Genomic DNA, 25,306 nt, shown 5'->3' with positions numbered 1-25,306 from the left:
TGTTAATTTCAATGATCAAGCTCGGTGTGGATAACGGAAACTACAACACCAAATCCTCGGAGGGGATGCTCTACGCCTCCGGCTATGCAGTGAGCGACAAGGAATTCATCACGCAGGAAATGCAGCTTTTCTACGAGGGCAAGTATTACGCCATTGGGGAGCGCCGCCTGCGCTTCCAGCAGGACAAAACCAAGGAAGAGGATACCTTTCTTCTGACGCTGCCGGCCATCGCGGAGGCAATGAGGCACGCGGGGACCACCAACGCGGAAATCGCCCTGGGCGTGGGGCTGCCCATCGACAGCTACGGCACGCAAAAGGAAGCGTTCCGCAGGTACTTTCTGCGGGACAATATCTCCTTCCTGTTCGAGGGCACGGCCTACCGCTGCCGCATCGCGGAGTGCAAGGTGTTCGCCCAGGGGCATGCGGCGCTGTGCCGGTATTATCCCCGGCTGTCGGAATACCGCAGCATCACGCTGGTGGACATCGGCGGCTATACGGTGGATGTGCTCACCGTCCATAATTTCCGGCTGGACAGGTCAAGCTGCGCCAGCCTGCGCATGGGAACCATCATTCTGTACAGCCGGATACAGGACGCACTCCAGAAAAGCGACATACTCCTCTCGGACGAGCTCATCACCGATGCCATCCGGGGACAAATCCAGCACTCCGACAGCAAGCTGATTGAGGCGGCAGTGGAGCATGCGGTGGCAGCCTACTGCAAGGAGCTGTTCAACGCCCTTCGGGAGAGAGGGCTGGATCTGAAGCTCCCCACCGTGTTCGCGGGCGGCGGCGCGGAGTTGCTGGAACCCCGGCTGTACGGCGATGGCCTAAATACTGTGGCGGTGCTGAACCGGTTTGCCAACGCGGACGGGTATAAGCTCCTGATGGGGTGAGCCTATGCGGAAACGATACTATCTCTCGTTTGATATGGATGACCCAAGGCACCGGGAGGCCGAAGCGCTGGTTGCGAACCAGGGCAGCCGGCAGCGCACCGAGTATGTGGTTGCCAACATGCTGGCGGCAAAACAGGCTGACCGCATGGAGAAAATGGTCCGCCAGGCGGTCAGGGACGAGCTGAAAAAGCTTCGGCTCCAGCCCCAAGAAATGCCGCGGGAAGAAACGGATGACAAGGTTCAATTGGCTGACCTTCCGGACAGCCTCATTCATGCGCTGGATGAAATGTAAACCAAGTTGGCTCACATTTCGGTCGTTACCCCGACGATTGACTGAAACTTGCACCAACTTGGCTCACATTTTCCCCGGTTAAACAAGGAAGGAGTGAAACGCTCATGAAGCAATCAACCGTTCAAATCCGGTATGACGCTGAAAAGCTGCGCGTCCTCCGGCAATATATAAAGGATGAAACAGAACTGCAGGCAGGTCTGGAGTCATTGCTCCAAAGCCTGTATGAAACGTATGTGCCGGCCGAAGTCAGGGAAACCATCGACGGGCGGAATTAGCACATGCGACCTTCGCCCGTGTTGCCGCCCGTGCGCCCCTGTGTTGCGTTTTCCCGGCAGGGGTGGCATCGTTGCACCTGTTGGCAGGATAACGCCTCGTGTCGGGGCTTTTTGAAGGAGCCTGGGAAAGGGCAAAACCATCTCCGGAACAGAGCCTCATAAAACGCCGATTCAGGTGAGATGAACCATGGGGTCGAAAACCTTGCAGGTTAAAGAGGCGGGGTCGCAAACGCCCCCGCCTCGGCTCACATCAGCCCGCAACGCGGGCTGAAGGACGTTTCCCGCCGGGGTCGGATTTTGCCATTTGGAGTCGGGTCAGGAGTCGCGGAACGCGGCAAAACCTATAGCCGAAGGCTTTTTACAGGTGTCGCAATAGACGTCGCGGTCTACGCGCGCCGGAATGGAGGTAGACAATATGGCAGAAGAAAACAAAAAGAAATTCCCCTTGTGGATGCGCCCGGAAACGCGGAAGCAGGTAAAGGAATGGTATAAAAAGGACAACTGCGGCAGCCAGAGCGAGTTCATCGAAAAGGCGGTCCTGTTTTACTGCGGCTACATCTCCGCGGAAAACAGCATGAAGTATTTGCCCGCCGCCCTAACCTCCGCCATGGCCGGGGTGGTGGAAAGCTCGGAGAACAGGATCGCCCGCCTGCTCTTCAAGCTGGCGGTGGAAATGTCCATGATGATGAACATCATCGCGTCCAACGCGGAGATTGACGAAGCCTTGCTACAGAGGCTGCGGGGCAAGTGCGTGAACGACGTGAAGAAATCCGTCGGCGCCGTCACCTTCGAGGACGTGGTGAAATTCCAGAAGGGCGAGTAGGGTGACGAACCATGCCGAGGATCATCTTCAAATGCCGTTACCTGAAAAACGCGTCGGAACACCTTGCCAATTTCATAGAATACGCGGCCACCCGCGAGGGCGTGGAAAAAGTGCCGGACAACACGGGACTGCTTCCCGCCACCAAAAAACAACAGCGGCTCATCGCAGAAATCATAAGCAAGCTTCCCGACACGGCCGGCCTCTTCGAGTACGAAGACTACCTTAAAGATAAGACCAGGGAAAACGCGTCGGAGTTTATCGCCGTGGCGCTGGAGCAAAACCTCGATCTCCTCGGCAAGCGCGAAAACTATGTCGGATACATCGCCAACCGTCCGGGGGCGGAGGCCCTCGGCAGCCATGGCCTGTTTACCGACGCCGGCCTGCCTGTGGTGCTGTCCAAAGTGGCGGAGGAAGTCGCCAATCACCCCGGCAACGTGTGGACCAATGTCATCTCCCTGCGCCGGGAGGACGCGGCTCGGCTCGGCTACGACAACGCCAAAGCGTGGCGGGACCTGATCCGGGGACAGCGCAACCATATCGCGGAGCAGATGAAGATTCCCCCGGAGAATCTCCGCTGGTACGCCGCCTACCATAACGAGGGTCATCATCCTCACGTACATTTAATCGCATACTCCGTTAATCCCACGGAAGCCTATCTCACCAAACAGGGCATTGAAAACATGCGAAGCAGCCTGGCAAGGGAAATCTTCAAACAGGACCTTATTCAGATTTATTCCGAACAGACGAAGCGCCGCGATGCCCTGACCAGACAAAGCCGGGAGTCCATGCGGGAAATCATCGGTCAGATAAGTTCGGGAGTCTGCGAAAACAAAACCATTGAGGAATTGATTGCGCGCCTGGCGGAGCGGCTCAAGCACACCTCCGGCAAAAAGCAATACGGCTATCTGAAAGCGCCCCTCAAGGCGGTCGTCGATCAGATCGTGGACGAGCTGGCCAGGGATGAGCGGGTGGCCCGGTGCTACGAAAAATGGTGCGAGCTGCGCAACGAAGTACTGCGCACCTATGCCGACAGGCTTCCCGATCCGCTGCCTCTCTCCAGGCGGAAGGAATTCAAGAGCATAAAAAATATGGTGATCGCCGAGGCAATGAGCATCGGCGGCCACCATTTCACTTTTGAGCCGGATGAGGATATGGAAATAGACCTGTATCTCGCGGGAGAAGATATTCCCAAGGATGTGTCCGCGGCGGCTGCATATTTTGAAAAGATGGCCCGGCTGGGCAACGTCCATGCCCAATACGCGCTGGCAAAGCTGTATCTTACTGGCGAGGATATGCCCAAAGATGTTCCGAAGGCCGTAGAACTGCTGGAAAAGTCCGCAATGCAGAACAATTCATTCGCCCAGTACAGGCTGGGCAAGCTCTATATGCTGGGAAAGGATGTTCCCAAAGATGTGGATGAGGCCGTCAAGTGGCTGACTGCTTCCGCGGAACAGGGAAATCAATATGCGCAGTATGCGCTCGGAAAGCTCTACCTTATGGGGCATGAGGTTCCAAGGGACCGGGAGGCCGCGGTACGCTGGCTTTCTCTGTCAGCCAGACAGGGAAACATCTATGCGCAGTTTTTCCTCGACCGCGTGGACTCCTTCCGCGAACCGTCGGTCCTGATGGCGGCCACACGGCTCATGCACCACCTGGGCAATATCTTCCGCAACGAGCAAAAGCGATTTGGTGGAGGCGTTATGCAGGTGGATCGCAAGCTGCGCAAAAAGCTGGCGCAGAAAAAAGCGGCCCAGGGCCACGCCCATGACGATCGCGAACCTCGCCAAAGCTATTAACAGGAGGGATTTCCATGATGAAAGAATATTTACGCAAAAAAGATAAAGCGCTTATCCCGCGTTTGCCTTCCAATCGCAAGCCGCTCCCGCAAAGGGCGGCTTTTTTTCGCAGGTGCGGCAAACGGAAACGCTGATTGGGGAGGGATATCATGAGCAAATACATTCCCTTCACCGATGAACAAAAACGCCGGGCCAATTCGATAGACATAGCGGACTTCCTGCGGCGCCAGGGAGAGCAGCTCACCCGCGCCGGAAGGGACTGGCGCTGGAAGCGGCATGACAGTGTGACCATCCGGGGCAACCAATGGTACAGGCACAGCAGGGAGGAAGGCGGCCTCGCCATCGACTTCGTGCGGGAATTCTACGGCCTGTCCTTTCCGGAGGCGGTGACGCTGCTCCTGGGCGGCGAAGGGGGCGTGGAATGGAATCAAACCCATAAAAGCGCCCCGGCTCCCCGCAAGCCCTTTGCACTGCCGGAAATGAACAGCGACATGCGCCGCGTCTACGCGTACCTGATCAAACAGCGGTTCATAGACCGGGATGTTATCGCCCATTTCGCGAAGTCAAAAATGCTTTATGAAAGCTGCGAGCGGTCCGCGGATAAAACAAAAGAATATCACAACGCTGTTTTTGTCGGGTATGATGAAAACGGCGTCCCGAGGCATGCGCACAAACGGGGGCTTTACACCGTGGGCGGCAGCTACCGGGGCAACGTGGAAGGCAGCGACCCGGCATACAGCTTCCATCATATAGGCGCTAACGACACCTTGTATGTGTTTGAAGCGCCCATAGATATGCTGTCCTTTATCACACTCTACCCGGAGGACTGGAAGCAAAACAGCTACGTGGCCCTGGACGGCGTGGCCGAACACGCCCTGCTGCGGCAGCTTGAATTAAACCCCCGCCTGCAAAAGGTTGTACTGTGCCTGGACCATGACGAGGCGGGCATCGAAGCCGCGGGACGGCTAACCGAAATCATCCAGGCGCGGGGATACTGGAAGGTGTCGGTCCGGCAACCGGAATACAAGGACTGGAATGAAGACTTAAAAGCAAAGAACGGCGTCGCATCCATCCCGGCACAGGGCCATCCCAAGCTGGAGGTCCTGCCGGAAATCTGCGCCGGGCTTTATGAAACCTGCAAATCTTTAATATCTGCGCACAATCCGGACGCTGTGCTGCTGGAGCATTATGAAAAGCTGAAACCCCTGATAGCAAACGGAAAATTGCCGCAGGGAAAGGCGCCTGCGGTGACGGAGCATCTGGAAGTTATGGCGGCGGCAGCTCTGCTTGCAGCCCAAAGACAATACCGGCAGATGGAACAGCCGGCGGCCATAGAGCAGCTCATTGCGGAGCTTCAGGACAGCTACCGTCCCCACCGGGACCGGGGCATGCTGCGCTCCAGGGCGGATGACCTGCGGCAGGACGTTTCCTCTCTCAACCGCCAGATCAGCGCGACCGGCCTCCGCAGTCCGGAAGACAAGCATAATCTCATCGCATCTTACCTGCGCCTTGCGCTGGACTGCGTCAGGTCGCAGATTTTTGTCCGCCTTGAAGAACTCAAACAGAATACTGAAACGCTTTGCCTGCAAAAAGCGGACGGGAATGTTCAACAGGCGGAGCATACGGGTTTGGCGTCACAAAGACTCATGCTGTAGAAAGGCATGACGGCGAGAACATATACAGACAAAGGCGGCGGAATCCTCTGCCGTCTTTGCAAATCCTTCTCCACAAACAGCAAGCAAAACCACCCATGAGGAGGTGTCCCATGCAAACATCCCAAATCATCACGCTGACCGCCGCGGCCTTGACCATGTTCGGGGTTATCGGCTTCCTTTCCCTGCTGGCCCATTATTATACCTTAAACGGAATCAAATCCAAAACCGTCGGCGACGGACAGCACGGCACCGCGCGCTGGGCGAGCAAAGGGGAAATCAAAAGGACATATGTCCACCTGCCCTACACGCCGACGCTGTGGCGGGGGAAAAAGAACCTGCCCTCCGCCCAGGGGCTGGTGGTGGGCTGCAAAATATCCCGCGGCCGCGTCACCGCCCTGGTGGACACCGGCGATATTCACTGCCTCATGATCGGCGCCGCCGGCGTCGGCAAGACGGCTCATTTCCTGTACCCCAACCTGGAATACGCCTGCGCCTCCGGCATGTCCTTCATCACAACCGACACCAAGGGCGACCTGTACCGCAACTACGGAGGCATCGCGAAGGAACACTACGGCTACGATGTGGCGGTCATTGACCTGCGCAATCCTACCAGAAGCGACGGCAACAACATGCTCCATCTGGTCAACAAGTATATGGACGCCTATATCGCCGATCCGGAGAACCTTTCTTTCAAAGCCAGAGCGGAGAAGTACGCCAAAATCATCGCCAAGACCATAATAAATCCGGGAGGTGCGGACGCGGCGGCCTACGGGCAAAACGCTTTCTTCTATGACGCCGCCGAGGGGCTTCTGACCTCTGTCATCCTGCTCGTCGCGGAATACTGCCCGCCGTCCAAGCGGCACATCATCAGCGTGTTTAAATTGATCCAGGACCTGCTGGCTCCCTCCGGAGTCAAGGGCAAAAACCAATTCCAGCTGCTGATTGAAAAGCTGCCTCCGGAGCACAAGGCCCGCTGGTTCGCGGGGGCGGCTGTCAACAGCGCGGAACAGGCCATGCAGAGCGTCCTCTCCACAGCGCTGTCCCGCTTGAACGCCTTTCTGGATTCCGAGCTGGAGCAAATCCTCTGCTTTGACACCGCCATCGACGCGGAAAAGTTCTGCACTAAAAAAAGCGCCATCTTCCTGGTCATGCCGGAGGAAGACAGCACCAAATACTTTTTGATCAGCCTCATCGTCCAGCAACTCTACCGGGAGATGCTGGCCGTGGCCGACGAGCATGGCGGCAGGCTCCCCAACAGGGTCATGATGTACCTGGACGAGATCGGCACCATTCCCAAAATTGAATCCATCGAGATGATGTTTTCCGCCTCCCGTTCCCGCCGCATATCCATCGTGGCCATTATCCAGAGCTTCGCTCAATTGGAGAAGAACTACGGCAAGGAGGGCGCGTCCATCATCGTCGACAACTGCCAGGACATGGTGTTCGGCGGTTTCGCGCCCAACAGCGAGTCCGCTGAAGTTTTGTCAAAAGCCCTCGGCAACAGGACCGTAATGAGCGGCTCGGTAAGCCGCGGCAAAAACGATCCCGGCCAGTCCCTGCAGATGATCCAGCGCCCCCTGATGACGCCGGACGAGCTGAAAAGCATGCCCAAAGGCCGCTTCATCGTCACCAAGACCGGGGCCAATCCCATGCGCGGCACCCTCAAGCTGTTCCTCGAATGGGGCATCACCTTCGGCAAGCCCTATGAGATTGCGGAGAAATCCGCTCGCAAGGTAGCCTATGCCGACCGCGGGGAGCTGGAACAGGAAATCATCCGGCGGCACGCGGCCTGCGTGGATACCGACGAGGAACCGGAAGCGGCGCCGGCGGCGGGCGGCATGGCGCACGCGCCGGTCAGGGAAGAAGCGAAAGCCGCGCCGAAAACAAAGGCGCTGCTTAAATCAAGGCAGCCGGAAGCGCCTGTTCGTATTGAATAGGAGGTGAAGCTGTGGGTTACTTTGCATCCCTTTATGCCTCGGAGCTGCCGCACCGGGCGGTGGCCGTGTACATGTACCTCAAGGACCGGGCGGACAAGGACGGCAAGTGCTACCCGGCGATTAACACCATCGCCGCGGAGCTGAAGCTGTCCCGCAGCACCGTCAAGCGGGCCATCGGCGATCTTGTAAAAAGCGGCTGGATTCGCAAGGAGCAAAGGTGGCGGGAAAACGGCGGCAAGAGCAGCTGCATGTATTATGTGCAGTAATCGGCTGCGCGGGACGGATGGTGAAAAAGCTTATTGCCGCGCCAAGGGGGCGGTCTGTCCTTCTGGTGAACCGGGGGAGAGGCCATGGTGAACCGTCAAGGCGAACCTCCCACTCTATGAATATTTTAACGGCAGAAAAAGAACAACTGTCAAACACGGATTGTATCGGACCGGATACAAACTCTGCAAGATGTCCGGTGAAAGAGCGCGTCTAGCGGCTGCTGAACATATAGCCGACCCCTTTCAGCGTGGCAATGTACCTGGGGCTGTCGGGGTCCTCCCCCAGCTTTTTGCGCAGGTTGCTGATATGGGTCATCAAAGCTTTCTGGCTGATGGACCGGGATGATTCCACACCGCCTCGATCAATTGGTCGGAACTGAAGTAGCGGTTGGGGTTTTGGGCCAGAAAAAGAAGCAAGTCATACTCCTTGACGGTAAGCTCCACCCGTTCCTCTTTCATCTCCACGGTACGGTCGAACAGGTTGATGCGCAGGTCGCCAAACGCAAGGACGACAGGCTCATCTTCCTGCAATGTGCACTGATTCCGGAAGCGGCGCAGCTGCGCCCTGACCCTGGCAACCACCTCCACAGGGTTGAAGGGCTTTTTGACATAGTCGTCCCCGCCGATGCCAAGCCCCAGCGCCACTTCATGGGGAGCGTCCCTTGAGGTGATGAAGATAATGGGCACATCGGATTTTTTGCGGAGCTCATGGCAGATTTCAAGGCCGTCCAGCCCCGGCAGCAGAATGTCCAGCAATATCAGGTCGGGCTTGTGGAAGGCGGTTTTGTCCAGGACATGGCTTCCGCTGTAAACCGAAAACACCTTGAAGCCTTCTCTTTCAAGATAATGGGTAAGAAGCTCATGGACAACCGCCTCATCGTCCACAATCATGATTTTTTCGCCTGCCAAGATTCCCGCCTCCTTCCTGAACATCCGGCGCCGGATGAATCAAAAGTTCAATATCCCTCAAATATCTGCTATAATATCAATATATATCAAATTATAGCATATTTCATTGATATGCTGCAAATTTGAAGGTATTTTGTTTCCGCATAACTATGGAAACGGTTTGGGGCGCATGACTTCCGGCGCCGTTTTTGGAAATGGGAGGTGCATTTCTTGAGCAATGCGGGAAAGCTGAAAACAGCAGTATTTCTTCTCCTGGCCGCAGTAGTCCTGGGAACCGCGGCCTTTTACATATCAGGCCATCTGTCGTCGAAGGCGCCGCAGCCTCCCCGGGCCGCAGGAGGCGTACTTGATCTCAGGAACTGGTCCTTCGGGCGAGATGGCGTTTTGAGCCTGGAAGGCGAGTGGGAATTCTACTGGCGGCAGCTTCTGAGCCCCGAAGATTTTAAAGGGGACGGGGCAGTCTCCCGGACCGGATATATTCGCGTTCCCGGCACCTGGAACGGTTATGCGCCGCCGGGGAGCGAGAAGGGGCAAAAGCTGCCGGGCGAGGGTTATGCCACCTACCGGCTTGTTATCCATACCAATGCCGGTGAACCGGTGATGGGCCTTAAAATACTGGATTTTGCCACTTCCTACCGCTTGTGGGTCAACGGCGAGCTTCTCTCGGAAAACGGCAGAGTAGGGACAAACAAAGACGAAACCCTGCCCCAGGCCTTTCCTCGGCTTGTCAATTTCCAAAATGACGCCGGGACCGTTGAAATCATCCTGCAGATCGCCAACTTCACCCACCGCAAGGGGGGCATCTGGACCGGCATCAAAATGGGCACCCCCGGCCAGCTCCAGGCGCTGCGGGAAAAACAGGCCTTCAGCACCCTCTTTTTGTGCGGCGGCCTGTTGATCATGGCCGTGTACCACCTGGGGCTTTACCTGCTGCGCCGTAAGGACAGGGCTCCTCTTTTCTGCGCCCTGCTCTGCTTATTCATAGCGGCAAGGGCCAGCGTCACAGGCGAGATTTTCATTTTAAGCTATCTTCCCGGCTTGAGCTGGAACGCCATCTATATCGTGCAGTACCTCGGATTTTACCTGGCGCTTCCGGCCTTTATCCAGTTTATGAAAATACTGTATCCCGACGAGATGCCCGCAAAGCTTGCCGCAGCCGCCTGGGCCGTCGGCGCCGCCTCAAGCCTCATTGTGCTGCTGACCCCGCCCAAGGTGTACACCTGGCTCATGCCGTTCTATGAGGCGTATGCCGTCGCCCTGCTGCTTTTTGTTCTGGGCGCCGTCCTGATCCGCGCCATAGCCAGGAAACGCGAGGGCGCCGCCCTCTTCCTTCCCGGCACCGCGGCCCTTGTTCTGGCAGTCGTCAACGACTCCCTGGTTTCCAACGATATCCTGTGGGGCCCCTACATCGGCGATTTCGGCGTGTTCGTCTTCATTTTTTTTCAGTGCTGCGTCCTGTCCATGCGCTTCTCCCGCTCCTTTGCCACCGTGGAAAAGCTCTCGGAGGAAATGCGGGACAAAAATACCGAGCTCTTAAAGCTGGACGGCGAGAGGAGCGAAGCCCTTAAAAGGCTGGAGGAATACAGCCGGAACCTGGAAAACACCGTGCAGGAAAGGACCTCCGACCTGGTCAGGGCCAAGGAGGAAGCTGACTGCGCCAGCCGCGCCAAAAGCGATTTTTTAGCCACCATGAGCCATGAAATCCGCACTCCCATGAACGGCATGCTGGGCATGCTGGAGCTTCTGGAGGCCACTCCCTTAAATGAGGAACAAAGAGAGTATGTTTCGGTGGTCAGGGACTGCTCAAACCTTCTGCTTTCCCTTATAAACGACGTGCTGGACCTGAGCAGGATAGAAAAGGGCGCCGTTTCACTGGAAGAAAAGGATTTTGAGACAAAAAGCATGGAGCGCTACCTGACGAGCCTCATCGAACCCATGGCCGCCAGAAAAGGCCTGGGCTTTGTCTCCGAATTCTCCCCGTCTGTCCCGGCGGTCCTCAGGGGTGACCCGCTGCGCCTGCGCCAGGTGCTTTTGAACCTTTTGAACAACGCCGTCAAATTTACCGAAAAGGGGTGCATTACCTTGCGGGCTTATATGGCGGAAAACAGGGATCTGACACCGGATAACAGAAACGTACCTGCCACGAAGCGGCGCTTAAATCCGGCTTCTGGCTCCAGCCTCCTGAATTCTGACCCCTGTATTCCGACGGTTGAAATTACCTTCGAGGTTGAAGACACCGGCCCCGGCATACCGGAGGAAATAAGGTGGAGCATCTTCCAGCCCTTTACCCAGGGACATTCCCGGACGGACAGCATACACGGCGGCGCCGGCCTCGGGCTTTCCATCTGCAGGCGCCTGGCAGAGCTGATGGGCGGCAGCATCGCCTTTGAGACAACCGCAGGAGTTGGCTCGCTGTTTAAGTTCACCGTTCCCTTAAAGATTTCCGATGCCAAGCCGGCCCTGGAGGACGGAAAGCCCTCCGGCAGCGAGACAACGGCGTCATACCTGTGGGAAAACAGCCCGGGGTCGGTGCTGGTTGTAGATGATTTTGAATTCAACCGCCGGGTGCTGTCCATGCAGCTTGGCAAGCTGGGGCTGGAGGCGGAAACCGCGGCCGGCGGGCAGAAAGCGGTGGAGATGTTTTCCCAAAAGAACTATGCCCTGGTTTTGATGGACTGCCGCATGCCGGGCATGGACGGATTTCAGGCCGCGGCAGCTATCCGCAGGCTGGAGGCCGGGGGAAACAGGCATACCCCTATCATCGCCGTCACCGCCGGCGTATCCCTTGAGGAAAAGGAAAGGAGCCTTGCCGCCGGCATGGACGATTACATAAGCAAGCCCGTCCTGCTGGACGTCCTGTCCGGCGCGCTGGCGCGCTGGCTGCCGGGCGCCGTGAAAAGCGGGGGGGCGGTTTTGGGGAGCGCTTTTGCCGAGGCCGATGTCGCAAGCCAGATCATTCTCCCCTCCTTTGTTCCGGAGGAAAAAAAGGCGGAGCTGCTGCAAACGGTAGGTGCGGACCCGACGCTTTTGTCCCGGGTGCTGGCCGCCTTCCTGCGGGATATGCCGGAAAAGCTTGCCGCGCTGGAAGCCGCCCTTAAGGAAAAAGACGCCTTGAGTGTCCGGCTGCTCTCCCACGGGATGAAATCAAGCGGGCAGTTTATCGGAGCCGCCTCCTTCGCCGCCCTGTGCAGGGAGATGGAGGAAAAGGCCGATGCCGGCGCCCTTGAGGGAGCCGGGGAGCTGGCGGAAAAAATCCGCCGGGAGCTTGCGAAAATTCAAAAAGAACTGGCATAAGGCAGTAGTCAGAAGTCAGCAGTCAGTATTCAGAATTCGATATTCAATATATGACCTCAGAAAAACGCTGTTTTATTCTGACTTCAAACGCAGGCTTAAGCAAGCAGCCTGTGTTTTTTATTGCCCGCATTCCGGTTCCATAATCCGGCTTCCGTATTCTCAATTCTGACTTCCAAATTTCTAACTTCTATCTTCTGACTCCTGCCTCCTGAATACAAAAAAATTTTCATCTTTACCTTCCCTAAAGGTAAAAAGGGATAGAGCCTAAAGGTTGGTCTGCTATAATATTCCGCGAGCAAAATGTATTGCTTGAAAAGGCATTATGATGATCGCTTATGCCAATCTGGAAGGAGGAAAATTTTATGAATGGCAGACGACGCAGGAAAAGAAGCACCAGTTCTTTTCTGGCTTTATCCCTTGTCCTGTTGCTGATGGTGAATCTTGTTATGCCTGTGCAGGCATATGCGTTTCCGTCAGTAGAGGAACTGGCCAACGAAGCTCTTGAACAAACGGGTATGAAGGATCTGGTGGACGATGTGGCCAACGCGGTGGAAGATGCGGTAAACGGCACTTTGCCGGTGATGGAGAAAGTACCGCAGATGGTCATAGACGACGCCAAAGCAAAGGCGGAAGAGGCGGCAGCGCAGCTTTCCGCAATCATGCCTGTGCTGCAGAAAATTGCGGAAACCGGCAACGTTGTTACCGAAATTCTGGGGGCCGTACCCTTCGACTTCGACGTTGATTTTGCCGTGCCGATACCTGGGTATTCGGGCAGCGACCTGGGAGCGAGAGCCTGGGCGAAGAAGCAAGGGGACTACATCTCACTGTGCATGTGGGTGGATGGCCCCGGCGGAAGCCAGGCCGTTTACGGCATCGCCAATGACGACCCACTGGGCGGGGGGAATGCGGCCCATTTTGAAAATCCCGGGCACATAACCACTGCTTTCTATGACATCACCCCCAACGGGAAGGACTATATCCATGCCCGGCTGCCTTTCGGGATGGATATGCCCACGGTATATGCGCGGGGCTATATCCCCTGGGGAAGCCAGGAGGAGCAGTACATAAAGGTTGAAATCGGCGGTATGACCGACACCCAGGTAAACCTGAACTTTGAGGTAAGCCTGAAGGGAACGGCGGATGCGGAGGTATCCATCGAGGGCGAGGCCAAGGCCAGCTTCTCGGTGGGAGTGTCGCCTCAAGAGGCGCAGAGAGTAGCCAACCAGACTATGATCGCCATGAATAGAGCCCTGATTGCAGAGGCGGAAAAAGGCGAACTCGGCTCCGAGGCGGCGGCCAGGGTCATCAAAGCGGCCATTGACCAGTTGCAGCTTTGCTCTGCTGAAAACCCCGGGGCCATCGGTTCGGTTACCCTAGGCGTGGATATCGCCGGGCTGGTGGGGCTGGGGGTGGCGGATACCGTCTGGCCGGGCATCAGCGCTTCCGGCGGGCTGTACCTGGAACTGCCCTTGGATGCGGCGGCAAACATTGGAGTTGATGCTTTAGCAGGTTTATTAGAAAACGCGGAAGTAATGACCAACGATGTCCATCGGATTGCGTCCTGTGTGTTAAGCGGCGATCTCAGTAGTGAAGCCTTGGAAGAAGTGACCGCGAGGCTCCAAAACTCCTGGGAAAACGGCGCAAAACCGGTATTTGAAAATATCGTCAATGACACTGTGGGGGCAGTTGCCCAAACCAGTGTCGGCATTTCCTTATCCCTTGACTTAGCGGGAGAAGGCAGCACCTCGGGAGGCGGTGACGGCGGCACAGAAAGCTCCTTCAACCTGTTTGCCGCCGAGGCCTCCATTCCTGGCGGGGAAGCCCTGGTGAGCGCTGCCAATGGAGAATTCATCAGCGATACCGTTGAAGGCCTGGCGCTTTTACTGGGCAACATGCTGAGCGGCAATGTGGACCAGGATGTGCCCGACCAGCTTGACAAGCTGGACGAGGTGGTTGACAACCTGGCGGAGGGAACGGTGCTGAGCTTTGACATCTGCACGCCCCTCTATGTGCAGCTTACTGCAGAGCTTTCGGCCAAACCGCTCGTAGAGGCGGCTGGGGCATATATTGAATGTCTCAGGGGGCTAAACCGGGCCATGCTTCAAGCCGCCAGGGAAGGCAGCCTGGAACCCTTGCAGAACATCGAGTCGTACATGGGAGGTAGCACAGAGCACCTGCTCGAGTTTATCAAAAGCATCGACGGGTCCATGTTCGGCCTCGACCTTGGAGCGGGCGCCAGCGCCGACCTGGGAGCGGAAGCGGTGGTGACGGTGGACGGCGGGGCCTCCGTGTACATGGAAACCAACCCCGAAATGATCTTCTTCGTAGCTTCTCTGGGAGAACTGCAGTTTGACGACGTGACGGGCCTGGCCCAAGCAGGCATCGACATTTCGGTGGGCGCCAGCGGCGGCGTCAGCCTGGGCGAGGGCGTGGAGCTGGGAGTCCAGGGCGGGGCCAGCTTGGATACCAGCCTGCTCAAGCTGATCCTGGAGGAATTTCACGGCACTATAGAAGGACTTTACACCGAGCACCTTTCATCAAACGCGAACTTAAAGAAGCTGGATGTAAAAATCGGCGATGAGCAGCGTGCCCTAGTGCCCGAGCTGAACGATACAGATACCGACTACAAGGTGTTTATACCTTATAACACAGTCGGCATCACTCTTCATGTCCAGCCCCAGAGCCCCGGCGCCAAAGTGAGGATTTACGGCAATCCGGTGGATGCAAATCAGCCCTATACGGTTACCCTCAACGGGTTCGACGCGGAGATACCGATCGCTGTATGGGCGGAAGACGGGACGACGGTGAAGGATTACAAACTGAAGGTAGAACAGAGCCCTTCCATCAAGCTCAAGTCCCTGACTTCACCGACATATCTGGCCTTTGCCGATGGGTTTAGTTCCGACCAGAACAATTATGTCATGAACCTGCCGCTTGACTATACCAGCGTCAAGTTCGTTCCGGTGTTGGAAGATATAGCCGCCGCCCTCAAGGTGAACGGCGTGCCCTGGTCCAGCGGGCAGACATTCGAAACCTTCCTCAATGTGGGAGAAAACATCATCGCCTTTGAGGTCAGCGACTATACCGACACGAACACCTACACGGTCAAAGTGAACCGGGCGCCGTCCGAAGACGCCACCCTTGCCGAGCTGAGCGTAAACCAGGGCGCTCTGGACCCGGCCTTTGACAAGAATACAACATCCTACACCGTAAGCGTCAATGAGGACGTCGCAAGCATCAGCATCCACGCCGGGGCCAGCGAGCCGCACGCCGTTGTGACGCTGAACGGGGAAGGTACCGGGGACTGCGGCGTGGACAAAACGGTGGAACTCAAGCCGGGGGACAACAACTTTGAGATTGTCGTCACCGCCCAGGACGGCGTGACGCAAAAGATGTATAGCATTAACGTGATCCGTGCCGGCGTTCCACTTACGAGGCTGGCGGTCAAGATAGGCGACGGAGAAGACGCGCCGGTCATAGAATTCGATCCTGCTGTCATCGGTCATGGTTTTACTGTAAATGAGAATGCCAGGGTCTATATAACCGCAGCGCCTCTTTCAGCGGGTGCCGACGTATCTTACGACGATCCGTGGTCGGATGCGCTGTTCAGCGTTTCCGCAACAGGCTGGACAAAAATAGGCCAGTTCAGTAGTAGCTCCCGTTACGCCATTCCCGTCTATGTCACCGACCCCGCCGGCAGTAAAACCACGTATGTGCTCATGGTCAACGGATCCAGCGGCCAAACGGGTCTGCTGGATCTCAGCTATGAAATTTCCGGCGGCGTCCAGACGCCGATTACGCTGGAGCCCGGCAAAAACGAGTACTCTTTGAACGTGGCTTCCGATGTATCGAACATCAACATATATGCGAGGCCTGCCGACGGGGATGCTTATGCCCTCATCAACGGGTATGACTCCTATCCCAAGTATCAAGGACGCGGAACAGCCGCCCTGGGTTACGGATTGAATAAGATCCCGATAACCGTTGTGGCGGCGAACGGCGACACTGAGACATACAGGCTCAATGTGACGCGGCCGACGCCGCCGGAAATGATTGCCGATCTTTCTGGCATCACTGCGGACTGCGGCAGTTTCGACCAGCCGTTCAGTCAGCAGATAACAAGTTATGTGCTCAAGATCCCGTATACCCCGGGCGATGGCGCTACTGCCCTCGCGTACCCGGGGTTGCCGGGGCAGGTCAAGATAACGCTGCCATACGCGTCAAGCGGTTCACGAGTTGACGTGAGCTATCCAAATCCAGGCAACAAATACTTTGTCAATACTGTTCCAATGTCAAACCAGTGCCTGATCGAAGTGAGCGCCATACAAACATTTGACCCCATCGATCTGACGCTGACCGTCAGATCTCCGAACCTGCAGGCGAGCAAGACTTACAACATCACCATCCTGCGCTCCCCTTCTGCGAACGCCTGGATGCACAATAACAGCGGACTGCAGGTAAGCATAGACAAAAATAGCATAGAAGGGTTGAATCCGACTTACGATTTTGCAAAATACGCCTACACCGTCAACGTGAGGAGCGAGGCGGACAAAATCCACCTCCGCGCCAAACCCATGTACCCCGGAGCGTCTCTGACCTTCAACGGGGCTACGGCAGAATACCCGTACAGCATCGACACGGATGCAAACGGGAATGTCACTTCATACACAGTGGATTACTGCGGCTGGATAGAAGCGCCCCTCAGTGTGGGAGCAAACAAAGTTGAGGTTGCAGTCACCGCGCCGGACGGCAAAACCACCAAAATCTACACCGTAACCATAAACCGAGCGGCGCCGCCTGACACCACGCCGCCGTCCATCGGGACGCCGGGGAACATCACGGCCGAGGCGACTTCCTCCGCCGGGGCGGTGGTGAACTTTGCGGCCAGGGCCATTGACGCCGTGGACGGCGAAGTGCCTGTGACCTACAGCAAAGCACCGGGCTCGATATTCCCGTTGGGTGAAACTACCGTGATTGTTACCGCCGTGGATCAAGCGGGCAACAGCGCCACGGCCAGCTTTAAGGTCAAAGTACAGGATACGACTCCTCCAACATTTGCTTCCATGGACGATATAGAAGTGGACGCGACAGGACCCGACGGCTCGGCGGTCAATTTTACCGCTACTGCCACGGACCTGGTGGACGGTCCGGTTGCGGCCAGCTATTCAAGGGCGCCGGGCTCGGTATTCCCTGTGGGGACTACACCTGTAACCTGCATGGCTGAGGACTCTTCCGGCAATGCGGCAATAAAAACCTTCAAGGTGACCGTTAAGGGCCAGACGGTAGAGAATGCCGTTATTTCTCCGGTATCTGCTGATTTCGACAAGAACCCGGCCAACCAGGCGGATGTGGAAACCACCATCACCTGGAATGACGCCGCAGCCGTTACCGATGTCAAGAAGGCCGGAGCGTCCATTGGAACGGAAAACTATGCTGTAAACGGAAATATCCTGACCATAAAGAAGGAGTATCTGGCCACCCAGCCGGCAGGCAGCCTTGTGCTGACGGTTGAGTTTGACAAGGGCGATGCGGCGACGCTGACCGTCAATATATCCGATTCAACACCGCAAATCATCAGCGCAACCGTCAGCCCGACAACAGTGACTTTCGATCTGGATAGCCCCGGCGATGTAAGCACGACCATATCCTGGGGCAGCGCAAGTACCGTCACTGATGTGGTCTACGGTCCAGTTCATTTGGCATCACCTGCGGATTACAACGTAAGCGGGAACACCTTGACCATAAAGGAAACCTATCTCTCCGGACTAAACCTGACCGAAGGAAATTCCATAGACTTTGAAATTTCTTTTGATGTGGGAGACAGCGCATTAATGACAGTTAACACTGTCAGCAACTACGTACCATCCGGTGACGCTGCTTTAAGCGATCTGAAAGTAGGCGGAGAAACCGTTACCGGCTTTGTATACAACCTGTATGAATATACTGCCCAGCTGCCTTACGGCACTCAGCCCGGCAGCCCGGCAGCTGCCGTCAGCGCAACGCCGAATGACTCCAAGGCAACCGTACGTATCACTCAGGCCGCGTCCCTGCCCGGAACAGCCAAAGTGGAAGTCACTGCCGAGGACGGCGCCGTGCTGACCTACACCATACACTTTACGGTGGCAGAGCAGCCGCTGTCCTCCAATGCAAACCTCAGCGGGCTGACATTGAGTGCCGGGAGCCTGAGCTTCGCGCCGGATACGGTAAGCTATAAGCTGAACGTATCCCATGGAGTATCAAGCACCACAGTTACCCCTGTTGCGGCGGACGTCAATGCCAGGGTGCAGGTGAACGGAAAGGACATAGAAAGCGGTCGGCCGTCCGAAGCCATACCACTTAACGTTGGAAGCAATACGATTACAATTGTCGTTACGGCACAGGATGGTGTAACCACCAGGACATATACTGTCATTGTAAATAGGGCGGCAGCGCCAAGAGACAGTGGTGGAACCTCGGTAATTCAACCTCAGCCTGTGCAACCTCCAGCAGCAACTGTTGGCGGATTGAAGACCGCCATGACTGTGGATGCAGCTACAGGTACCGTAAAAACAGAGCTTGATGCCAATACTCTGAATAAAGCACTCGAAGGCGCACTGACGGGTGATGACGGGAAAAAGACATTGGAGGTTGAACTGCCCAAGTCGGCTACGAGAAGCTATAATGTGGAGCTTCCGACAGCAGCGCTTTCCAATCCGCAGCCTGACATTAACATTGAAATAATAACTGATGCAGGTAAAGTCACACTCCCGGGCAACATGCTCGCTGGTACAGGATTCGAAAATCAGGGTGATGCAGGCTTGACAATTAAAAATGTTGATAAATCGGCACTTTCGGAGGAGGTTAGAAATGCCATAGGCGATAAACCGGTGATACAGCTGGGTCTTACAGTTGACGGCGAGCAAAAGACATGGAACAACCCGTCTGCGCCGGTGACAGTATCGATACCTTACACACCAACAGCGGCGGAGCTGGCGAACCCCGAAAGCATTGTGGTCTGGTACATCGACGGCAGCGGCAACGTGGTTTCCGTACCTAACGGCAGGTATAACCCCGCAACCGGAACCGTAACCTTCACCACCACCCATTTCAGCTATTACGCCGTAAGCTTCAAGCAAGTGAGCTTCAAGGATGTGGTGAAGGATGCGTGGTATGCCAAGGCGGTTTCCTTCATAGCCGCCAGGGAGATCACCACCGGCACGGGGGACGGCAATTTCAGCCCGGAAGCGAAGCTAACCAGGGGCCAATTCATCGTCATGCTGATGAAGGCATACGGCATAGCCCCCGACGCTAATCCGAAGGACAACTTCGCGGACGCGGGCAGCACCTGGTATACCGGCTACCTTGCTGCGGCCAAGAGGCTCGGCATATCCGCGGGCGTGGGCAGCAACATGTTCGCTCCTGAGAAGGAAATCACCCGCCAGGAAATGTTCACCCTGCTGTACAACGCGCTGAAAGCAATCGGCAGGCTGCCCCAGGGCAGTTCCGGCAGTACGCTCTCAAGCTTCAGCGACGTTGGCGACATAGCCCCCTGGGCGAAGGACGCCATGAAGCTGCTTGTGGATGCCGGAACCATCGGCGGCAGCGGAAACAGGCTCTCACCGAAGGATACCACCACCAGGGCGCAGATGGCCCAGGTGCTGTACAGTTTGCTGACAAAATAGACCAGGTCGCAAGCCGCAAGGGTTTAAAGCCTTGCGGCTTACAATCCCGGTACTCATATACCGGGGCCGTGGCAAATACGTATTAGCAAACTTTATTATGAGGAGGCATTAAAATGTGTGCTATGACCATAAGGGTTATAAATAACTCGAACCATGACTTTCAATGCATCGGCAGTTGGGGAGATAGCATCAGCTGCAATTCAGGCGCCCTTATTCCTGGAGGAGAAAAAGGGAAAAGGATAGTGGAAATTGGAACGATTGATTTGCCTAAAGCGGGGCTCCGGTCCGGCAACTGGGGGTGGTGGTATGTCCAGGACGTTGTCAATAAGGCTACCATTGAGTTTTTTGCATTTGCGGATCCATGGTCCCACAACGGCGACCGGGTCAGCACCGGCCTGCGCGCCAACAACAGCCATAATAAAGATTGGGTTGCTCCCAATTCCCTCCCGGGATACTTTGACACAGCAAAGGACAATGACTCCTTTACCTTGATCATCCAATCCCAATGGACTGATAACCCGCCTGACTATATTTTCAACTTTGGGCACTATGGCTGCAAATACGCACCGGTACTTGACAAGTGGCAGTGGGCGGCCCATGCCTACGTGAAGGCTGTGAGCTTTGACGGGAGCCGTACTGTGAATTTTGACTGCTATGGTGGCACTTATCCCGATGATCCTTCAAATGATTGGGTTTATCCTTCGCTGTCCTTCACGGCCACCGAAGACCAGCTCCTGCTGGCCCGGGCGATTTGCAGCTTCGAAATCGATGAAAGCAGGACGGACTATGGAAGAAAGCCGGATGTATCAACGTTAACACCGAGCGGCAAACTTCGTCTCGGCGATTGCTGCGGCATCATTTACCTCCATTCCGGCGTCTGCCACCAGATGGCCAACCGCATCTGCGCCGCCGTCACAAATCTGGACGCGGGAGACCTGGCCGACATGGCCTTATATAACGATACAAAAGGGCTCTGGGGAACTTACGGAAAACTAAATAACCCGGGGCCGGGCGTTGTATGGGACCGGATATTTAACGCCTATTCCGATCAGATGACGCTCACCGACAAGCAGTTGAAAGCGCTGGGGGTCTGCCCGGATGCCGAAGATGAGGCCGTTAGGCTGTTATACGGCTTATGGGAGGACTACCTGAGAGAATGCAGGAATTTGGTTGCTCAGTACAAGAACAAGAAGAAGCCCTGATATCTCCGGAGGTGTTAAGCATGTGTAAACGAATTTTCAAAATCCTTATCACCATCTTCCTGCTTGCTCCGGTCATGTTATGCCCATTTTCGGCCCGGGCCGACGCCGGATCAACCCCGTTTCTCGGGGAGATCCGCTTGTTTGCCTTTGATTTCGTGCCCAACGACGGCGTCTGGGTGCCCGCCGACGGCCAGGCTTTACAGATTGCCCAGTATGATGCTTTGTATAACATGCTTGGGATAACTTATGGAGGCGACGGGATGAATACCTTCGCCGTCCCCAATCTCAACGGCGCAGGAAGCGCCAACCCCTGGGGAGCCGGCAAAGGCCGTTACTTTATAGCGGCCTACGGTGTCTATCCGGATTCCGGCACCGACACATTTGATACGATCAATCCTTACCTTGGCGAGATCCGCCTCTTTATGTATTCGCCGGCGACACCCATTCCCAAGGGCTGGCGCCAGTGCAACGGGGATGTGATGCCGGTGTCCGGAAACACCGCTTTATATACTTTATTAAGCACGGCTTACGGCGGCGACACTACCAACTTCGCCCTGCCCGATTTGCGCGGCCTGGAGCCCGTTCCCGGCAGCCGCTACTGCATTTGTACGGATGGATATTTTCCTTTTTCTGCTACTAAGGAGACGTATGCCCTCCCTACTGTGTACACCGGCGAAATCCGACTCTTTGCTATCCGAGCCGACGCCTCTGCAAGTACACCGCCGGCGGGCTGGCTGCGCTGTGACGGGCAATCCCTCTCCGCCTCTGCTTACTCGAGGTTGTCCTCCCTACTGGGCACTTTGTACGGCGGCGGCGGCAGTACCTTCAATCTGCCGAATCTGGACGGCGGTGCCAATCCATCTAACCCCTGGGGCGTGACGAACCTGGGAACGTATTGCATCGTGGCGGATGAGCAGTATGCAATCCTTCCAAGCCCTTGATTGGAAGAATGTAAGGCTTGAAAGGAGGTTATGTCATGAACAAAGCTCGAAAACTTGGAATAGCCGGGATTACCAGCCGCCTCACGGTCATGGTAGTTTTTGTTTTGGCACTGCTGCTGGGGACCACACAGACGTCCCATGCCGCCGGCAATTTAATACCAATATCGCCTGCCAGCGTATCGGCCAGCAGCTATATGGCGCCGTACGGGCCGGAACGGGCGGTGGACGGCAGCACCGCTCCGGCCAGCCGCTGGGTCTGCGCCAAAGCTTCCGGTGTAACCAACCAGTGGCTGCAGGTGGATCTGGGTGGCAATTACCGGATCGACAATATCGAAGTAATAGGCATGTCATCCGCCGGGTGGAGCGCTGCCTATAATATTCAACAGTACCGGGTGCAGGCAAGCTCGGATGGAACAAGCTTTTTTGATGTCTCCATCCCTTATACCACGCGCTATGTCCGGGTTCGGGTGGTCACCGGAAACGGACTGAACAATAAATGGGCCGCCATCACCGAACTGAAGATTTACGGGACGACCGATCCGGCTGTAACCACCAATGCCGCTCCGGCCTCGGTCGGGGCAACCGCTGCCGTCGCCGGCGGAAACGTCACCTCCCTGGGAAACGACGCTACCGTGGAGCGGGGAATCGTCTACTCCACCAACCCAGCCAATCTTACGCTGGCCTCCGGCACAGCCGCAGCGGCGGGAACCACCGGAGCCACCGGCCCGTTTACAGCGACGCTCAGCGGACTGCAAGCGAATACCACTTACTATTATAAGGCGTATGTCACCAATGCTTTCGGGACCGCTTACGGCGACTCCTATAGCTTTACCACCGGCAACCCGCCGTCGCTGGCGGTCAATACCGGACTAACCGTCAATAAGAACAGCCCGGCTGTGACGATCACCAATACCATGCTCAGGGCCGCCGACCCCGAACAGGGGGCGGCTTCCTTAACCTTTGCCGTGGGAACGGCGCCTGCCAAGGGAATGCTCCGGAAAAACGGAATCACGGTCGCCGCGGGAGGAACATTCACCCAGGCAGATATCGACAACAACCTGATTACCTATACACCGAACACCAATGCAACCGGCGCGGACAGCTTCAGCTTCACCGTCTCCGACGGGAGCGCCGGGGGAAGCATAGGGGGCAATTTTGCCGTTAATATAATTGGAGTTTATACCGTGACCTACGACGGTAACGGCGGAACGGGAACAGCGCCGACAGAGAGCGATAAAGCCGAAGGCGAGACATTTGTTGCGGCGGACAACACCTTTGCCGCACCAGGCGGCAAGCAATTCAAGGAGTGGAACACGGCTGCAAATGGAACAGGCAAAAGTTATCAGCCTGGAGCAACCGTGACCATGCCTGCGGGGAACTTAACCCTGTACGCCATCTGGGAAAACAAAGCGCCCATTTTAACTGTTGAGGGATTTTACCCAACACTTACAGGAATCAATGAAGGTGATTACACCTCAATCGGCAACACCGTCGCAGAAATTGTGCCAACCGGCTCGATAACCTACGCTGACGGATCAACAGCTAAAAATATTGCCGTTACTTCAGTGGATAATACCAATGGGAAATGGCAGTACTCCATTGACGGGGGTGTCACCTGGCTGGATATTAGCGGTGTTGCAGGTTCAAACGTTGATCTGAGCGCCAATTCCCTGCTTCTGGACGAAAATGCCCGCCTTCATTTTGTCCCCAATGCCGGCTGGAACGGCACATCCACTTTTACATACAGAGCATGGCAGAATAACGGAGCGGGCTTGCAATTGGACGGTATAAACGACTATGTGGCTGTTTCGGGTTTGGGTACTTCTTATTCCAGCATCACATTAGAAAGCTGGATACGCTTAGATAGCTTTTCTGACGGCTTTAATGTCATAATAAACGGCAACAACTGGGAAATACCGGGCTTGCTGCACACCCAGTTCATCAAGGGAAATCCGACACAGTTGGAAATTGCACTCTCCAATTCACCGACGCCATTTGTCCGGTTTGATTATGACTTCAACGGGATAATCGGAAAGTGGACCCACATCGCTGTTTCAATCAGCAAAGCAACAGGAAATTTCAAGCTGTATGTGAATGGCGTGTACAAAGAGACGAAGAATAGGAACTTGTCGGCTATCCCTGGCATTAATGTGAGCAGCTTCAGTATAGGCGCATGGAACAACAGCGGGACAATGCAGCGCTTCAGCAAGGGTATCTTCAGCGATTTCCGCTTGTGGAGCCTGGAACTCAATGCGGCTGAAATTGCGGATAACATGGCAAACGGCTCTTTAACGGGCAGTGAGAGCGGACTTATTGGAAACTGGAAGTTTAATGAAGGAACAGGGACGGTTGCCACAGACAGCGGGCCGGGGAACCACGACGGCACAATTTACGGCGAGGCTGCCTGGGTCAGTTCTTCCGGCCAGACAGCCAATACCACTGTCAACGGCGGTTCAACGCTTTTCAGTGAAGCTGTTGAAACAGCAAGCATTACCGTAAATCCCGCAACTGTAATCAACATTGCTGCTATTCCGGGTGTACCCGTCCCGGTAAGGGGATCAACACCCGTAACCGCGATAACCGAAACGGCACAATATATGGGAACCGTAACCTGGTCACCGGCTGACAATCCGTTTGGCGCCGGTACGGTCTATACGGCTACCATAACCTTGACGCCAAAGACAGGATACACTCTAACAGGTGTAGCTGAAAACTTCTTTACCGTAGCCGGCGCAACCACAGTAAGCAATCCCGCTGATACCGGAGTAGTAACCGCCGTATTCCCGGCTACCGAAGCGGAACCATCGGCAAACAACCCGCCCGCGGCAAAAAGTCCGTTACCGACCCAGAGCGTAATTACAGGCAGTTCAACCACGTTCACCGCTTCAGATATCGCGGAGGATGTGGAAAATGACCCGCTGACCATCACGGCCATTGTAACAGCCCCGGATTCCGGAACGGCGACGGCAAGCCTTGCCGGTGGAACCGTAACGCTCACCGGCGTGTCGGCGGGCGATACGTCGGTTGTCGTCACGGTCAGTGATGGAACGGATACCGTAAATGTAACCGTGCCGATTTCCGTAACAGCAGCGCCGCCAACCCTTGTAGCTTCCATCACCGTAAAAGGGGCAGGCGACGCGACAACAGTGGTGAACGGCGGTACCCTGCAAATGACAGCGGAGGTATTGCCCTCCGACGCCACGGATAAAACCGTGACCTGGAGCGTGTATTCCGGAACGGGTACAGCCAGCATTAACGCTTCCACAGGATTGCTGACGGGCACCGGAGAAGGTACGGTGACTGTAAGAGCGACGGCCAACGACGGCTCCGGGGTATACGGCGAGGCAACCGTACGGTAACAG

At 56.0% G+C, this 25,306-nt stretch carries 15 protein-coding genes; 13 read left to right on the top strand and 2 right to left on the bottom strand.

The annotated features are described in order from the left end of the window. Window positions 1-11: 11 nt before the first annotated feature. From L9W92_RS05305 to L9W92_RS05270, 8 genes are all read left to right on the top strand, one after another. Window positions 12-893, top strand: coding sequence for a ParM/StbA family protein (locus L9W92_RS05305; protein ID WP_240082713.1), 882 nt, complete (start codon window positions 12-14; stop codon window positions 891-893). 4 nt (window positions 894-897) lie between these two features. Then, window positions 898-1,185 (top strand): plasmid segregation centromere-binding protein ParR, encoded by a 288-nt coding sequence (locus L9W92_RS05300; RefSeq protein ID WP_240082712.1) that lies wholly within the window; start codon window positions 898-900, stop codon window positions 1,183-1,185. Window positions 1,186-1,289: 104 nt separating this feature from the next. Further along, window positions 1,290-1,460: a DUF6103 family protein gene (locus tag L9W92_RS05295; protein ID WP_240082711.1), complete on the top strand. Its 171-nt coding sequence runs from the start codon at window positions 1,290-1,292 to the stop codon at window positions 1,458-1,460. Window positions 1,461-1,875: 415 nt separating this feature from the next. Continuing rightward, on the top strand, window positions 1,876-2,283 hold the full coding sequence (locus L9W92_RS05290; protein ID WP_041313024.1) for a hypothetical protein: 408 nt from the start codon (window positions 1,876-1,878) through the stop codon (window positions 2,281-2,283). Between the two features lie 11 nt (window positions 2,284-2,294). Further along, window positions 2,295-4,079 carry a MobP3 family relaxase gene (mobP3, locus tag L9W92_RS05285; protein WP_240082710.1) on the top strand — a complete coding sequence of 595 codons (1,785 nt, stop codon included), beginning with the start codon at window positions 2,295-2,297 and terminating at the stop codon, window positions 4,077-4,079. A 149-nt stretch (window positions 4,080-4,228) separates the two neighbouring features. Next, window positions 4,229-5,734: a DUF3991 domain-containing protein gene (locus L9W92_RS05280; protein WP_240082709.1), complete on the top strand. Its 1,506-nt coding sequence runs from the start codon at window positions 4,229-4,231 to the stop codon at window positions 5,732-5,734. 110 nt (window positions 5,735-5,844) lie between these two features. Continuing rightward, window positions 5,845-7,671, top strand: a complete 1,827-nt coding sequence (locus tag L9W92_RS05275; RefSeq protein WP_240082813.1) for a VirD4-like conjugal transfer protein, CD1115 family — start codon at window positions 5,845-5,847, stop codon at window positions 7,669-7,671. An 11-nt stretch (window positions 7,672-7,682) separates the two neighbouring features. Continuing rightward, on the top strand, window positions 7,683-7,937 hold the full coding sequence (locus L9W92_RS05270) for a helix-turn-helix domain-containing protein (RefSeq protein WP_240082708.1): 255 nt from the start codon (window positions 7,683-7,685) through the stop codon (window positions 7,935-7,937). Between the two features lie 211 nt (window positions 7,938-8,148). Here the strand turns inward: L9W92_RS05270 and L9W92_RS19285 are convergent, their stop codons facing one another. Further along, on the bottom strand, window positions 8,149-8,253 hold the full coding sequence (locus L9W92_RS19285) for a winged helix-turn-helix domain-containing protein (RefSeq protein WP_376741785.1): 105 nt from the start codon (window positions 8,251-8,253) through the stop codon (window positions 8,149-8,151). After that, window positions 8,253-8,846: a response regulator transcription factor gene (locus L9W92_RS05265; RefSeq protein ID WP_376741784.1), complete on the bottom strand. Its 594-nt coding sequence runs from the start codon at window positions 8,844-8,846 to the stop codon at window positions 8,253-8,255. The genes L9W92_RS19285 and L9W92_RS05265 overlap by 1 nt, the downstream gene beginning before the upstream one ends. A gap of 210 nt (window positions 8,847-9,056) precedes the next feature. Here L9W92_RS05265 and L9W92_RS05260 point away from each other — a divergent pair, with 210 nt between their 5' ends. The 5 genes from L9W92_RS05260 to L9W92_RS05240 all read left to right on the top strand — a co-directional run bounded on the left by L9W92_RS05260 (window position 9,057) and on the right by L9W92_RS05240 (window position 25,303). Continuing rightward, window positions 9,057-12,140 carry an ATP-binding protein gene (locus L9W92_RS05260; protein WP_240082707.1) on the top strand — a complete coding sequence of 1,028 codons (3,084 nt, stop codon included), beginning with the start codon at window positions 9,057-9,059 and terminating at the stop codon, window positions 12,138-12,140. 362 nt (window positions 12,141-12,502) lie between these two features. Then, a complete protein-coding gene (locus L9W92_RS05255) occupies window positions 12,503-19,801 on the top strand; it encodes a cadherin-like beta sandwich domain-containing protein (RefSeq protein ID WP_240082706.1) in 7,299 nt (2,432 codons plus the stop codon). Between the two features lie 113 nt (window positions 19,802-19,914). After that, window positions 19,915-21,003, top strand: a complete 1,089-nt coding sequence (locus L9W92_RS05250) for a hypothetical protein (protein ID WP_240082705.1) — start codon at window positions 19,915-19,917, stop codon at window positions 21,001-21,003. 20 nt (window positions 21,004-21,023) lie between these two features. After that, complete coding sequence (locus L9W92_RS05245) at window positions 21,024-21,944, top strand: tail fiber protein (protein WP_240082704.1); 921 nt, start codon at window positions 21,024-21,026, stop codon at window positions 21,942-21,944. 35 nt (window positions 21,945-21,979) lie between these two features. Beyond that, window positions 21,980-25,303: a LamG-like jellyroll fold domain-containing protein gene (locus L9W92_RS05240; protein ID WP_240082703.1), complete on the top strand. Its 3,324-nt coding sequence runs from the start codon at window positions 21,980-21,982 to the stop codon at window positions 25,301-25,303. The last annotated feature ends 3 nt before the right edge of the window (window positions 25,304-25,306 follow it).

It is taken from the genome of Pelotomaculum terephthalicicum JT (assembly GCF_022410535.1).
GTDB lineage: Bacteria > Bacillota > Desulfotomaculia > Desulfotomaculales > Pelotomaculaceae > Pelotomaculum_D > Pelotomaculum_D terephthalicicum.
This window is presented reverse-complemented; position numbering and strand designations above follow the sequence as displayed.